The sequence below is a fragment of the Parabacteroides timonensis genome (assembly GCF_900128505.1).
Classification (GTDB): domain Bacteria; phylum Bacteroidota; class Bacteroidia; order Bacteroidales; family Tannerellaceae; genus Parabacteroides; species Parabacteroides timonensis.
Map to the genome: position 1 here is coordinate 1,491,503 of NZ_LT669941.1, position 15,399 is coordinate 1,506,901.

Consider the following 15,399-nt stretch of genomic DNA (forward strand, 5'->3'; position numbering starts at 1 on the left):
TCTATTTTTTATCGATTCGAAAAGATATAAGACAAATATAAAGAAGACAAAGCAGGAGGATGGATAATCCCGCAACCTGCCCGAAGCCATCGGCCACGACTCCCATCAGCGGAGTAATCAGCGCACCGCCGGATACTCCCATGATCATCAGCGCCGATATTTCGTTTGCCCGTTCCGGTTTATGCTGAAGGGCGAACGAGAAGATGATCGAGAAGACATTCGCACAGGCCAGTCCTATAATAACGATCATCACGAACATGCTCCATGTAGCAGGGACAGCCAGCAACAGGACAAATGCCACGATTGCCACAAACATGCTATATTTCAGGAAGCGGCTTGCCGAAAATTTTGCCAGCAGGAGAGCGCCGACAAACGATCCGATCGTACGAGCTGCGAAGTACAGGCTGGTTCCCAATCCGGCTTCCGAAAGAGGCATACCCGTACGGTCCATCAATAATTTAGGGATAGTCGTATTCAGACCGACATCTATGCCGACAATAAAAAGGATTCCGAGGAACAAGGATACGATATATTTATCATTGAAAAGGGATACTGTCGTACCAAAGGTCACATGGGCTTCCTCCAGCTTTTCCTTTCCCGGAATAATGGAGATAAGCCAGATTGTAGAGATCAGTGTCGTTACAGAATATACGGCAAAGATCAGTTTCCAGTCCCCCCAGAAAGAAGCGGCGACACCGGCAATGATCGGACCCAGGAAAGAGGAGATCGCCTTGATAAACTGCCCCAGGGTCAGTACACTGGTTATGCGGTCCGGGTTGACGACATTGGCAACCATCGGGTTCAGGGAAACCTGAAGGATCGTATTGCCGATACCCAACAGCGCAAAAGTCAATAAAATACAGGGGAAGTCATAAAAGAACAAAGGCAGCAGCATAGCGAGGGCGGTTATGGCCAACGCTATCACTACGGTATTACGCCGTCCGACTTTCCCCATCAGGATACCTGTCGGAATGGAAAACAGGACAAACCAAAGGAAGACCATCATCGGCAACAGGTTGGCAAGCGTATCGGAAAGGGAAAAGTCCACCTTTACGTAATTAGTCGCAATGCCTACAACATCTGCAAAGCCCATCACAAAGAATCCGAAGAGGATGGGGTAAATGGCTTTTGAATTTTGTTTATTCATGGTATATATTCTTTATTTGTAATCATCCACTGCACGATTACCCATATCCATCTCCAGACGACCTCCGGCAGTAATTGTTTCAAAAGGAATACGAGTGGCAGGATATACCTCACCATTCAGGCGGTATTGCTGCACATAGACGTTTTCCTTACTGTTGTTCTTTGCTTCGATAACGAACTCTTTTCCTTTATAATATTGGTTGTTGAGTTGGATCGTTATCTTGTCAAATACCGGACTGCCCAAAGCAAAAGAAGGTGTTGAATCCGTCAGGCCTTTCACGTCGAACATTCCCAGCGAAGCGATCACATACCAGGCACCCAACTGGCCCTGATCTTCATCCTGTCCGTAGCCGTAGCCATGTATTCCGTCCGTACCGTAGAACTCATCGAGGATGGCACGTACCCATTTCTGAGTCAACGAAGGACGACCGGCTTCATTGAACAACCAGGAGATATGCAGGCAAGGCTGGTTACCGTGGTTATACAGGGTTTGCAGGCCGGCAAAGGCACCTACTTCCGTTCCACCGCTGAATATCAGTTTTTGAGAAACCGTAAAGATGCTATCCAGGCGCTGATTGAATACATCCGCTCCTACCTTGCCGGCTAATGCTTCCGCATCATGAGGCACATAGAATGTGTACTGCCAGGCATTTCCTTCCTGGAAACCGCGCCAGACCTGCATCGGCTTGAAATCACCGATAAACTGTCCGTCAGCCTTTTTCGGGCGTACGAAATTGGTCGAAGGGTCGTAGATACGTTCCCAGCCTTTGGACAGCCACATCAGTTGATCGTAATCTTCCGTCTTACCGAGTTTCTTTGCCCATTGAGCTACGGCCCAGGCACTATAAGAGTACTCCAGGGTATGGGAAGCAGAGAACATAAACGCTTCGTCCGGTCCGTCGCCTTTATCCATGTGGGGGACATAACCGTATTTGAGGAACATGTCCGTATCAACCTTACCGGCACCCAGCGGACGGTTGGTTCCGTCGAGTTCATTCTTGAGGGAGGCTTCGTAGGCCAGGTCTACGTCAAAGTCGCGGATACCGCATTGGTAAGCTCCTGCCAGGATCGTACTCAACAGGTTCGTGCCGACACCCGATACGTAACGGCTGTTGGCAATGCCGTCCGCCAGCCATCCGGCATCTTTATAGACCAACAAATGGCTGCTGATGTAATCGGAAGCATATTCAGGATAAGCCAATACCCACACCTGCGAAAGGTTCCACTGGGCACCCCAGGCGGCATCAGTATTATACAGGTTATGAACCGGCTTGCCGTCTTTCACAGGGATCTGTCCGACACTGCCGTCGTTGCGGGGATAAGCTCCGTTCACGTCGCTCGCCAGCCCGCGTCCGAGCAGGGCATGATAGAGGCCGGTGTAGAATTTCACCTTATCTTCTTTTACAGGAGTTTCTACCCGGATGCGTCCCAGGTAGTCTTCCCATTGCTGATGGGCGGCTTCTTTCGCCTGGTCGAAGGTTAGCGTCTTGGCTTCCGTCGCCAGATTCAAGCGGGCATTCGCTACGGAAGTGTATGAGAGGCCGACTTTAGCCGTAATGCTTTCGCCTTCGTTCGTTTTATAAGTGAGGTACAAACCGGAGCCGATACCTGAAATATGCCGGGTATCCGGCTGCACCTTTTCTCCGATAAATGTACCGTACCCCTCTGGTTGTTTATCCAGCTGGGCGAAGAAATAGAGAGGCACTTCTGCTCCGGGCTGATATTTCTTTACGTATTCCGGCAGAGTGATTACCCAGCCTTCCACCGTCCCATCTTCGTTCAGGGTGACGGAGGCATCTTTCACAGCACCGCTCTCCCCCTGCCTGTTACCGATATCGAACAGGATACGGCTCTCGTCGGATGCCGGGAAGGTGTAACGCTGGAAAGCCACGCGGGGCGTGGCGGTCAGTTCTGCACGGATATTATAATCCTGCAAGTTAACGGAATAATAGCCGGCCGTTGCAATCTCTTCCGAATGGTCGAAACGGGAACGATAGCCGGTTCCGGTTGAATCGTTCACGGCACCGGGAACAGTCGTCAACTCGCCCACTGTCGGCATCAGGACGATACCGCCCACCTGGAATTCATGCAGACAGGGGAAACCTTCGATCGAAGTATCCCGATAATCATAGCCGGTAGCTTCCCAACCGGAGTTATTCCCCAGATGCCCGTTAGTCGACGGGGCAGGCTTTGCCATTCCGAAAGGATAAGCTCCCGGAGTGAAATGGAACCAGCGGCAATGGGCTGTCCCGATACGCGGCTCTACATATTGGGATAGTTCTTCGGCAGCTTTCTCCTCCTTTACCGGCGAACAGGCAATAGCCAGTCCACCTGCCAGCAAACAAAGGGCTGTGTTTAACAAATAGTTTTTATTCATGGCGTAACTTTATTGTTTCTTTATAAATGATTCAACGCATAAACATAAGCTCCCAAAGCTACCGAACGGCTGGCTCCCTGCTTACTGATCATGACTCCGATACGTTTACAAGGGTCATAGTCCACTTCACGACCTGAACCGGGGACACGTATCTTCACTGCTTCTCCTTTTGCAAACAGATTGAACTCAGCCTCGTCATCCAAATTATAGGCTTTACTTTGCAAGCGACAGAAACGGCTACCGTCCATCATACCGGTCTGGCTGTTCATCTCCTGTAAAAGTGCAGGAAGGATATATTTGGCTGCACCGGTCAAACCACCGCCGATCACGACCAGACCGTCGATTAACGTGATAGCTTGTGCAATGGCATCTCCTGCCATCTCTCCCAACTCGGCAAAAGCACGAAGGGCTGCTTCCTGATTACCCGGGCGGATACCTTCTGCCATATCGAATATATCTTTCGGAGTATAAACATGGGTGTCTCCGGAAAGCTCCCGGTACACGCGTTGTACGGCACGGATACTCACGCTTTCTTCCACGATATAGGGGTGATATTTCTTATTGCGGAAACACCAGATGTCACCTCCGGCAGCATTATCGCCCATCAGCAGATTTCCGTCGATAACGACTCCGGCTCCGAAGCCTGTGCCCAGTGTGAGACCCAGCAGGTTTTTATAACGTTTGATACTGCCTGCTTTTTCCAGACGGTTGTTTATTTCCGGTAAAGCACCGGTCAGTGCTTCCCCGTAGGCAAAAAGGTCACCGTCATTATTTATGAAGACAGGGATATTGAATATATCTTCCAGATACGGGCCTAACGCCACACCTCCCCGGAAAGAGGGGAAATTCGGCAGGTCACCGATGATACCTGCCGGATAGTCTGCCGGACCGGGAAAAGCGAAGCTGATAGCGACCGGTGGTTCCGGTAGTTGCTCGCGGATACGGCTGAAACCTGTTGCCAGTTGTCCCAGGCATTGTTCCTGACTACAGGCACAGGAGGGTAAAGTGATCGGGGTCACGATCTCGTCGCCCCCGCGGATAGCCGAGAAGACCAGGTTGGTTCCTCCGGCGTCGAGGGTCATTACTATGCGGTTATCGTTACTATACATTATATATATGTGTTTTAATTGGTATTCGATTTTATCCTTTCACCCGAACGTATGCCTTTATCGTCCCACAGGTTTTCCCTTCGGAAATACCATACGGGCGAATGGTGTAATCGCCGACGATGGCAGGAACGATAAACGTTTCGGCATAATGGACAATGAACGGTTCGAACGCATTCGTCGGACTTTCCACGATCAGTTCATCCCCTTCGATCACATTAAAAACGTTGACTCCCCCACCCGTATTGTGCGGTACCTTTCCGGTAAACCAGTGACGACGGGTTTCGATAAACTCATTCTCATGCAGGCCGGTACGTTCTTCCACCCAACCTTCGCCTTCGGCACGCGGCTCAAAATGGTTGACCAGCTGGTCGCGTACGAAATCGGTTTGCCGTTCCCACTGGATAACATGGGAGCCGTGTTTGATATTGATCGGGCGCGGCTTACCGTCCAGTCCCAGACGCCCCCAATCCCACAGTTTGAAGGTGAAAAGGCTGGGTGTCGCACTGATCTCAAGCACCATCGCATTCGAACCCGAACAATGGATAGTCCCGTTCGGGATCAGGTAATGGTCATGTTTCTTTGCCGGCCATTTATTTACATACTTTTCCGTATCGAACGGTTCGCCCGACACCTGCGCTTCATTCAAAGCGGCGATCATCTCTTCCGGATCGACACCGGTTTTCAGTCCGAGATAAACGGTTGCATCCTCACCGGCATCCAACAGGTAGTAACTCTCGTCCTGCGTATAATAAATACCGAACGTATCACGTATATATTGAGTTGTCGGGTGAACCTGTAAGCTCAGATTACCCCCTCCCATCGTATCGAGGAAGTCGAAACGTATCGGGAAGTCCTGTCCGAAACGCGATTCTACCGGACCACCCAATAAGTTACGGGTCTGATAAAACACCAGGTTATTGGAAGCCATCTCGAACAGTTCGCCTGCGACTTTCAGATACAGACTATTCTCTTCCGGCACACAATCGAAGCACCAGCCAAAATTCTCCTGTTCCTTATCTAGGTCACATACTTCTTTCATCCACTGACCGCCCCAGGGTGCAGGGTCGAAGAAGGGAACCACACGGAACGGCTGATGGGCAGTCTTTTCCAGACCGGCGCGCATCGTCTCACCGGTGATCATCTTCGGCATATCAGGAATATGCGTATCCAGCCAGTAATCGACCTTAGGTAGTAATTCTTTCTTCAGGGCATCGCAGACATTCCAGTCGATGAAATATCCCCGTTTATAATGGTATGAAGGAGCCTCTTCACGGTTCTTCACTCCTAGTCCGTCGATCTCACCCCGACGGAAACGCTGCTGGATCTCCCAGCGTGCCATATCGACATAGACCAAGACATCGGCTTCGCGGACAACCTCCGCCGCAGCATGTCCGTAAACGATAACCAGACCGGTAGCTGCTACAATCTTTTCGCGGCATTCTTTTACTTTGTCTGCATCCAGGAAGTCCGCATAGTAAAACGGTGCGCGACGTCCAAAAAGGCGATCGTCTGTCAGATAAGGATAAGTCATCTTCTCAATGTCTTTTACGCCTTTAAAACACTGATCCGAATGAATCATCAATGAAGGCTCCAACGCTACCAGATGTTCAGCCAGTTTATCTGTATACACACCATGATAACACTCGATAACAACGACCTTTCGTGCCAACTTTTCCGGGACGTTGCATACTTCCTTCAACTTATCCAGAACAGACTCCCAACCTTTCCAAAGAGCCCCGTCGACTGTTGTTGAGGGACTTTTATCGTAATTACTCTTTCTCATTATTTTATTTATTTTCTTCTGACCATTCATTAAACATCTCGATAGCTTTCGCCAGTACTCCTGCCGATCCTTTGAAATGACCGGAACCGCTGGGTACACCACCCATACCGTACCATTCATAGAAACCCTTATTCTGGATCACCCGGTCGATCATCGGTCGTACCTCTTCGTAGGCTTCCTTTACCATACCGTTAGCAATAAGCTGCTGGATCATACGGCCACCGAACCAGGTCCAGTCGCCACCATTCTGATAGATATAGGCTTTCGACATTCCTCCACGGAAAAAGTTTTCCGGATAAGTAGGATACAGGGTCAAGCCGATACTCGGCATTCCCGACAGACGGACGTTCTCAAGCATCTGTGCATTGACGGTTGCTATCTCTTCCGGTGACAAAAGTCCGGCTTCGATAGCAATGGCTGTTCCTCCGTGATAATGCACGTCCAGTTCATTGAAGCCTTTGGGTATCGGGGAATTTTCGGGATAGATATGCGGGATAAACTTCTGACGCTGTGCATCCCAGAGGTGCTTACGTACATTCGCGGAGATATGCTGGCGAAGCTCTTTCCAACGGAGCTTATCGGCTTCATCGGTAGTCATCTCATCCATATAGTTGAGGGCAATGATGAACATGGCATTATCGTATACGTCGATAGCCGGGTCGGACAGTTCGTTCATATCACAACCAAAGTCATCGTTGGGCTGCACGTCTCCCCAGTCCGCCGTCATAGCACCGTAGAGAAGGCCGTATTGTTCATTATACCGTTCTTTCATCAGATAGTCGATCATTCCGATCATACGCTGGTAGACGGTACGACCGGCAACCGTTTCATTCAGGATAGAGGTATCACCGGTCTTACGGATATACTTTCCTACGATATGGATCAAAGAGGATTCCTGGTCGGTCTCTACCGTATTCTTAAAAGCGACATGATCGGGGGCTGCCTCCGAATAATACGGATGGTCATCACCCCAGTTGAAGTCTGCTTTCAGGACATAACCGTCTATCATTTCGTCGTTCGGCTGCTGCAATGCAAAGAACAGCAGGATGGCATTACGCAGGTCGGACGGGTTGCTTTCCTCGCAGGCAACCTCGATAAAAGTATTCATATCGCGTGCCCAGATCTGGGAGTAACCGCTTCCAGCGTTGAAACCGCTACGGATAACTGAACGGGCCATACTGTCGACTATATGTAGTGTCTTGTCATTACGGATATCTTTTGCTAATTGTTGTGTGGGGGTAGGCCCTGTACAGGCGATAAAGCCGCTACACAAGGTCAATAGTAATAGGTGTTTCTTCTTCATATTATTTGCACTCTTATTTGATGCAAAGATATTCTATTACTAAAGATTGAATGCTTTCATTTATTGCGAAAGTCTTATACTATCTTACTATTACTTTTGGCTTGATCCAAAAGTAAACAAAAAATCAAGGCTGCACCGGCTTCGCTGCTACGGCAAAAGACTACGCTGTCGTCTGCGAACTCGCTTCGCTCAAACAGCGCAGTCTCCTAACGCTTCGTCTTTCACCTTCGCGGACGCTCACCCGCTGAGGCCTTTCCTAGAACGCTTTGCGTTCTCTTAAGATGGCCGATACCGTTCGTTCTTTAGAAGATGATCTCTATCTTCCCATAACAAGGGTTAGCCTCCAATGTCTTACAATAATTTCCCCAGGCAATTTCCGGATAATCACAACGGTTGTTGACGTACAGGATCAATTGGCCATCTGCGCGCTTACTTGAACGGCAGGCAACAGTGGCATCCGGTGAAAGAACCGATAAGCCTTTTCCTGTATTACCGGCATTCAACGTATAGAAATAGATATTTTCTTTCATTCCTTTTGCCATTTGAGTAAGCGGGCGATCGCAATTCGCTCCGGCATCTGCCCAATAATAATAATTGTGCGTATCACTCTGCCAGGGTTGTTCCGGACGGGCTCCATAAGGCACTTTGTTCGGATTATAGAGAGAGGTTTCTCCTTCATTGCCTGCAAAAGCACCGGAAGGATAATAGCTCCAATGTCCCCGACGTTTCCATTTCAGCCGGTCCATCGTTTCAGGAAGATGGAAGGATAGACCTGTTTCACGCAAGAAACCATTCGGTTGTCCGTTCGTCAGATAATTGATCTCCATACGTCCTTCGGGAGAGATCAATAGACGGATATCCGTATCCACATCATTATAACGACCGTTCAGGATAACCAGGACATTATCGCCTTGTTTTGTATAAGTGATGCTCTGCTTCTGCCAGTCGGCATCCGATGTAAGGAACTTGGTTGCACTCTTACGCACTTCGGCTCCCGTCAGATGGTTCAGGTTGATATCCAGATTCAGGAAAGGACCTTTTTCTATAAAGACCTGTCCGTCCGCCGTTGCATGACAGATCAGACCGGTTTCTTTACTGAACGGGATTTCAAAACGATCGCCTTTTACCACGATACGGTCAGCACTTTCTTCGACCAGTAGCGAACCTTTACGATCCGGTTGCGGCAGTGTGATTTTAGGTTGCCCTAATGTGACAAGCGAGGCATCGATCAAATCTCCCTCCGCTGTAAAGAAACTGACAAGCAGTTCGCCGCCTTCTTTCCAGTCTTCAGCGGGAAGGATCAGGACACCTTTCTGATGCGGTTCGATGGAAGCCATCCGGATATCTTTTTCCATACTGTTATATTGATAACGTACTTTTATCTCATTCAGGTTCGTATGATCGAAACGGTTATATACCGGAAGAACCAGACGTTCACCCGTTGTATAATCACTGACCTGCTCCGCTAACAAGCGTACTGGTGAATAGGCTTTCTTGGTAGACCAGAACTCCGGTTTCTCACGACGCCATACATCTACTATTCCCCATTCGCCATATCCTACGCAGTTTCCCTGAAAGTCTTCCGGCTTGGCAGTACGGGCAAACTCCTTCCAGAAAGAAGTACCCATCTTAGGCTCGGGTAACATAAATGTCTCGTCGATATATCCCCAGATGGCACCGCCCAAACCGCCGGGAGCATCGAACAAACCGCTCCACATCTTATCGAGGGAGATTCCCCAGAACTCACGGATATTCGGATCGTCCTGCAATGTTTTATAGGTATAGCAAGCAGGATGTGCCCATTCGTCGAAAAGAGCCGGAATACCATGTCCCTGGAAGTTACGGGTGGCGCGTCCCCATTGGTTCAGGTTTCCATCCACATCTTGATAATGCATGCTCAGAATATCATATATCGGCATCTTCTCGCCTATCGAACCGGGATAACTGAAGATAACAGGGCGAGTCGTATCCGTCGCTTTCACCCAATCCCAACAAGCCTGAAAGTTCTTTCCGTACACACTCTCATTACCGATCGACCAGAAAAGGATCGATGGATGCGAGCGGAACGACTTTACCATTTCACGGCATTGTGACAAATAACGAGGTGTAAACTCGGTACTATCCTGTGTCTTACCCGGGGCATAATTCTTCTGGCGATAGGTATCGACGAAACAAACAGCCGTTTCACACTCTACATAGATACCGAAGCGGTCGCAATACTCAAGGAACTTTTCAGAAGGCGGATAATGCGAAGTACGCACAAAATTCATATTCGACTGTTTGAAACGAATCGCATCCAGGCTATCGAGTTCAACCGTCGTGGTGCGTCCCAATGTGGGATGGATATCGTGGCGGCAGGCTCCGCGTAACTTGACGGGAAGACCGTTTACAAGCATACGGTCTTTTACGACCTTCACATCACGGAAACCGATGCGTTTACTGAAACGAGTCAGTTCCTTGCCTCCTTCCCGGATGGATACGGCCAGGGTATAGAGGTTCGGGTGTTCAGCGTCCCATTTCAAAGGATTGCGTACAGATAGTTCGTTGCTGTTCCCGTTCTCCTTTAGAGGAAAAGTGGTTTGCGACAAGGAGATGTTGTTGCCGAAAGGGTCGGTTAATGTATAAGCGACTTCTGCATTACCCGATGTTTTTCCCTGGTAAGAAACTTTCAGGACAGCATCTTTATAAAGAGTGTCGAGAAGAGTTTCGGCAGAGAAGTCATAAAGGCAGGTTTCCGGTAAAGCGAAGACAGTTACGTCGCGCAAAATACCTCCTATCGGATGATGCCCGTAGCCGGAAGCATAAGAGATATCGTCGATACGGTCGGTGATCTCCACCTGTATCTCATTTTTCTTTCCGGGATGTACAAACTCGGTTATATCGGTTTCCCAACGGGTGAAACCACCATAATGTTCACGGACTTCCTTCCCATTTACCGACAAGCGGGCATGACTGTAAACACCGTCGAAACGCAGTATCGTACGCTTCCCTTTATAATCGGCCGGAAGGGTAAACGATTTACGGTACAGATAAGGAGTATCGTGCTGAATAGCGTAGCCTTGCATAGCCAGTTCACCGGGAACCTGGACGGTATTCCACTTTCCTTTGTTATCATAACGGAACTGCCATGTACCGCTCAACAATATCGAAGAGTTATTCACCCCGCTTATCTCGCAAGGGATCAGGAAAGAAGACTCCGGAGAGAGTGTCTCCGATGAATCTGCCGCACCTATCCCCTGATTGAGCAGGAAACAACTACTCAAGAGTAATAATGTTTTTTTCATATATATTTCATGTTTTATAGTTGTTATTTCTAATGTCACCACCAGAACCAATAGAATGCAACCAATATAGCTATCACGACCAACGACAGGATATTGAACAGGCGGCTCGTATGGAATAATCCGGGCCGGTGTGTCGTATAGGCATTTTCCATCGGCTTACGGCTACCCAGTAGGATGATCAATCCGCAACAGAAGAAGAAAACGATCATCATACGATCCATCCACGGTAAACCGGGACAAAGGAACTTCATCAACGTAGAGAATACAAACGATCCGAAAGCAGCCGCTAATGCTCCGTTTGCCGTCGCCCGTTTATAGAAGAACCCAGCCAGGAAGATCGACAAAGCACCCGGACTGATAAATCCGGTGAACTCCTGAATATACTGGAACGCCTGATCCAGTCCCGACAACATCGGTGCGATCGATACGGCAACCAGCAACGATCCAAAACTCGCCCATCTTCCAGTCTTTACCAATTCATGCTGTCCGGCTTCCTTCCGGAAAAAGGACTTATAAATATCCATTGTAAAGATAGTGGATATACTGTTCATCATCGAAGCCAGCGAACTGACAATCGCCGCCGTCAACGCCGCAAAAGCAATCCCTTTCACTCCTACCGGTAGCAGGTTGCTGAGTAGCCAGGGATAAGCCTCGTCCGACTTTTCCAACGGAGCATTCAAAGCAAACGCAGCAATCCCCGGTATCACGACCAGCAACGGAACCAACAGTTTGATAAACCCGGCAAACAACATACCGTTCTGCGCCTCTCCCACCGACTTGGCAGCCAAAGCCCGTTGAATAATATATTGGTTGCATCCCCAGTAATACAGGTTTGCCACCCACAGTCCACCGAGAATAACAGAGATACCGGGCAAGTCCTTATAGCTCGGATGCGATTTATCGAGGATCAGATGAAACTTATCTTCTGCCTGTGCATACAGGTTCGTGACACCCTGCCATACTCCTTCACCGGCTCCCAGCAAGTCCAAGGCAATATAAGTCGTTATCAGTCCGCCTCCAATAAGGAAGATCACCTGAATGACATCAGTCAAAGCAACCGCTTTCAATCCTCCGTAGATAGAGTATATACCGGCAAAGGCAGCCAGTCCGACTACTCCCCAAAACAGAGGAATACCCATGACCTTCTCGATCGTCAGTGCTCCGAGATACAGTATCGAAGTCAGGTTGATAAAGATAAAAACCGCCAGCCAGAAGACAGCCATGACCGTCTTCACCCGCTTATCGAACCGCTCTTCCAGGAACTGCGGCATCGTGAATATCTTCTTTTCCAGAAATATCGGAATAAAGTATTTGGCTACGATAATCAATCCCAGTGCGGCGATCCATTCATAAGTAGCCATTGCCAGCCCGATCGCATACCCGGAGCCGGACATACCGACAAACTGTTCGGCAGAGATGTTCGACGCAATGATCGAAGCACCGATCGCCCACCAGGCCAGTCCGCGTCCGGCAAGGAAATAATCGCCGGCATCCCGTTCTTCGCCTTTCTTCTTTCGTGAGACAAACAATCCTACGAAGAGGATCAGGGCACAGTAAGCAATAAAAACAATCAGATCTATTGTGTTCATGGTATTCATATTCGTTATCTAATTCTTTTGCCATGCCTTTGGCAGAATACTGCCACTACGATGGCAGAGCTCTGCCAAAGGTATGGCAGGGTTCTGCCATCGTAGTGGCAAAACCCTATTCATCTTGCATCAGAGCCGACCGGCCACCGTCCATCAGGATCGTTGTCCCACTAATGAAACGCGCCATAGGCGAAGCAAGATAGACACAGAGGTCACCCACCTCCTCTACCGTCCCGATCCGTTTGACCGGATGCAGGTTGATCGTACGTAAACGCTCTTCCCGGGCATCCGGAAAAGAGTCGAACCAGGTATCGTTGCCCGCCGTATCGATGAAGCCCGGAGCGACACCGACCGTACGGATAGCAGGCCCCCACTCGATCGCCAGGTTACGGACCAGGCCGGTGATCGCCGTTTTCGTCACGCTATACGGAAAGCATCCGGGAATCGTTCCGAACGCATGGTTGGAAGTCATCAACAGGATAACGCCTTCCCCACTCTGTTCCAGATAGGGTTTGCATAGCTTCGACAACCGCCAGTGGGATGCCAGGTTCAGATCCAGGTTATACTGCCAGCGTTCTTCCGTACACCCGGCTGCACCCTCGAATACATTCATACCCGCACTGGAGACCAGGACATCCAACCGCCCGAAAGTACGGATCGTTTCCTCCACCAGCTGCTCCAGTTGTTCGGGACAAGTGACGTCGGTCTGCACATACAACGACCGGACTCCCTGCGACTCGACAGCCTCCCGGAATGCGGCTGCCGACGGATCATCCGCCGCTTTTCGTGCACATCCGGCGACATGAGCACCCGCCCGGGCAAACTCCCGGGCAGTACCCAGACCGATACCGGAAGATACGCCGGTAACAAGTACCACTTTATCTTTATAATCTATCGTAAAGCTCATACATTATTATATATAGAAGTTAGCGGGCGCGTTCGTCGTAATACCCGGATGCTTTTCCATCTCTTCCTCCACCAGGTCTACGCCCAGTCCCGGACGGTCGGACAGATGCAGATGGCCGTCGTACACCATTTCCGCTATCGGATGGTCGATCACCGTATCCCTCCAGGGAACATCATTGAACATAAATTCCTGACGGAAGAAATTCGGGATCGCAGCACACACATGCGAAGAAGCAAGCGTCGATAAAGGCCCGTTCGGATTATGGGGAGCGATCAGGACGTTGTAGGCTTCCGCCATCGTCGCCATCCGCTTCATTTCAGACGGTCCGCCGCAACGGGTGATATCCGGCATGATGACATCACAGACATGTTTCTCCAACAAAGAACGGATACCGAAGCGGGTATAATGGCGTTCGCCTACGCAGATAGCGACATCGGAAGGGATACGTTCACGCATGGCACGCAAGGTCTGCGAACTTTCCGGTCCGGCAGGTTCCTCATACCAGGTAATATCCAACTTTGCCAGACGTTCGGCCATCTTCACCGCCACCCGGTAATTCAGCATGGCATGTGTCTCGATCATAATATCGAACTCCGGTCCTACCGCATCACGTACCGCCTTCGATACATCGAAAGCCAAGTCTTGTTGTTCTGCCGTCAGGGTCAGATTGGAAGCCAGGTCTTCCCCATAGAAATAGTTCGTATGTGCAAATGGGTCGAACTTCAGTCCGGTGAAACCGGCCTCCTTTACTTTCAACGCCTGTTCCGTATAGTCTTTGGCATTATGTCCGCCACCGGTAAACCAGTAGTTGGCATATAATAAAACGTTTTTGCGATAAGCGCCGCCCAGCAACTCATAGCAGGGAACGCCCAGCACTTTTGCCTTCAGGTCCAGCAAAGCCATATCGATACCGCTGATGGCGCAAAGGCTGGCACCGTACGGGCCGATCCAGTTCAGATCGCGATAGAGCTTCGTCCAGATAAAATCCGTCTTCATCGGATCGAGACCGATGATACGCTGCCCTACATGCTTGGCAGCTTCAAAGACGATCGGACTTCCCGGCCAGTTGGTCGCTTCGCCCACACCGGTATATCCTTCGTCCGTATATATTTTAAGTAGCGTCCAGTTGTATTTGATACCTTGTACCAACCATACCTTTACATCTGTGATCTTCATTGTCTATTTCGATTTAATTACATGATTCCAAACTGGTCGAAAGCATCGCGAGCTTTCATTCCTTCCTGTATCTTCTTCAATACCATCCGTTCGCCACGGGCTTTTTCAAGGGCACGGGTAAAGACTTCCTCCTCGATAGCGCGGGGAACGACACATACACCGTCGATATCTCCTATCAGGATATCCCCGTCGTCGATACGCACCCCATCCATTTCAATCGGAACGCGATAGTCGATCACTTTTCCTCTCGGAGCCTGGTCCTGTGCATAAGGGCCGTAAGAGAAACAAGGGAAGTCGAGTGCCAGAATCCCTTTCGTATCGCGTGAATAACCATTCACCACAGCACCGGCTGCCTTGCACTGCATAGCCCGGGCACTCATCAATTCACCCCATAAGGCATAACAGGGAGACGAACCGGAACAGACATAGACTTCATCTTCTTTCAGATCGTCCAGCGCTTCGAGCATCAATCCGAAAGAACGTTTCAACAACGGATTCTCCCCACATTCCTTTCCATGCTCCAACACATCTGCTTCCAGCACTGTCATTGCCCGTCCGACAACCAGCATATCGTCACGAAGCGGACGTATTTGCGGGGGAAGAAACTGACGGGTATAACCCATCTTATCCATAATGTCACCGATCACTGCGGTATAAAGCTCCTCTTTTATCAAAGAGAACAACGCTTTATCATCATTCCATTCTTTCATTTTACTATAGTTTAT

10 protein-coding genes are annotated in these 15,399 nt (G+C 49.6%); all 10 read right to left on the bottom strand.

Going from position 1 to position 15,399, the window contains the following annotated elements:
• Position 1: 1 nt before the first annotated feature.
• Entirely contained in the window at positions 2–1,147 is a 1,146-nt protein-coding gene (locus BQ7394_RS13730) for an MFS transporter (RefSeq protein ID WP_075557951.1), read from the bottom strand.
• A 12-nt stretch (positions 1,148–1,159) separates the two neighbouring features.
• The gene (locus BQ7394_RS13735) at positions 1,160–3,523 is read right to left on the bottom strand and encodes a GH92 family glycosyl hydrolase (protein ID WP_075557952.1); all 2,364 of its coding nucleotides are present in this window, start codon (positions 3,521–3,523) and stop codon (positions 1,160–1,162) included.
• Between the two features lie 20 nt (positions 3,524–3,543).
• Positions 3,544–4,635 carry an ROK family protein gene (locus tag BQ7394_RS13740; protein WP_075557953.1) on the bottom strand — a complete coding sequence of 364 codons (1,092 nt, stop codon included), beginning with the start codon at positions 4,633–4,635 and terminating at the stop codon, positions 3,544–3,546.
• A gap of 28 nt (positions 4,636–4,663) precedes the next feature.
• Positions 4,664–6,415, bottom strand: coding sequence for a class I mannose-6-phosphate isomerase (locus BQ7394_RS25895; RefSeq protein WP_075557954.1), 1,752 nt, complete (start codon positions 6,413–6,415; stop codon positions 4,664–4,666).
• A gap of 4 nt (positions 6,416–6,419) precedes the next feature.
• Entirely contained in the window at positions 6,420–7,718 is a 1,299-nt protein-coding gene (locus tag BQ7394_RS13750) for an alpha-L-rhamnosidase-related protein (RefSeq protein ID WP_075557955.1), read from the bottom strand.
• A gap of 302 nt (positions 7,719–8,020) precedes the next feature.
• A complete protein-coding gene (locus BQ7394_RS13760; protein WP_075557956.1) occupies positions 8,021–11,002 on the bottom strand; it encodes a glycoside hydrolase family 2 protein in 2,982 nt (993 codons plus the stop codon).
• Between the two features lie 35 nt (positions 11,003–11,037).
• Positions 11,038–12,591, bottom strand: coding sequence for a sodium/sugar symporter (locus BQ7394_RS13765; protein WP_075560034.1), 1,554 nt, complete (start codon positions 12,589–12,591; stop codon positions 11,038–11,040).
• A 115-nt stretch (positions 12,592–12,706) separates the two neighbouring features.
• On the bottom strand, positions 12,707–13,498 hold the full coding sequence (locus tag BQ7394_RS13770) for an SDR family NAD(P)-dependent oxidoreductase (protein WP_075557957.1): 792 nt from the start codon (positions 13,496–13,498) through the stop codon (positions 12,707–12,709).
• 6 nt (positions 13,499–13,504) lie between these two features.
• On the bottom strand, positions 13,505–14,674 hold the full coding sequence (locus BQ7394_RS13775; protein WP_075557958.1) for a mandelate racemase/muconate lactonizing enzyme family protein: 1,170 nt from the start codon (positions 14,672–14,674) through the stop codon (positions 13,505–13,507).
• A 17-nt stretch (positions 14,675–14,691) separates the two neighbouring features.
• Positions 14,692–15,384 (bottom strand): RraA family protein, encoded by a 693-nt coding sequence (locus BQ7394_RS13780; RefSeq protein WP_075557959.1) that lies wholly within the window; start codon positions 15,382–15,384, stop codon positions 14,692–14,694.
• Positions 15,385–15,399: the final 15 nt, after the last annotated feature.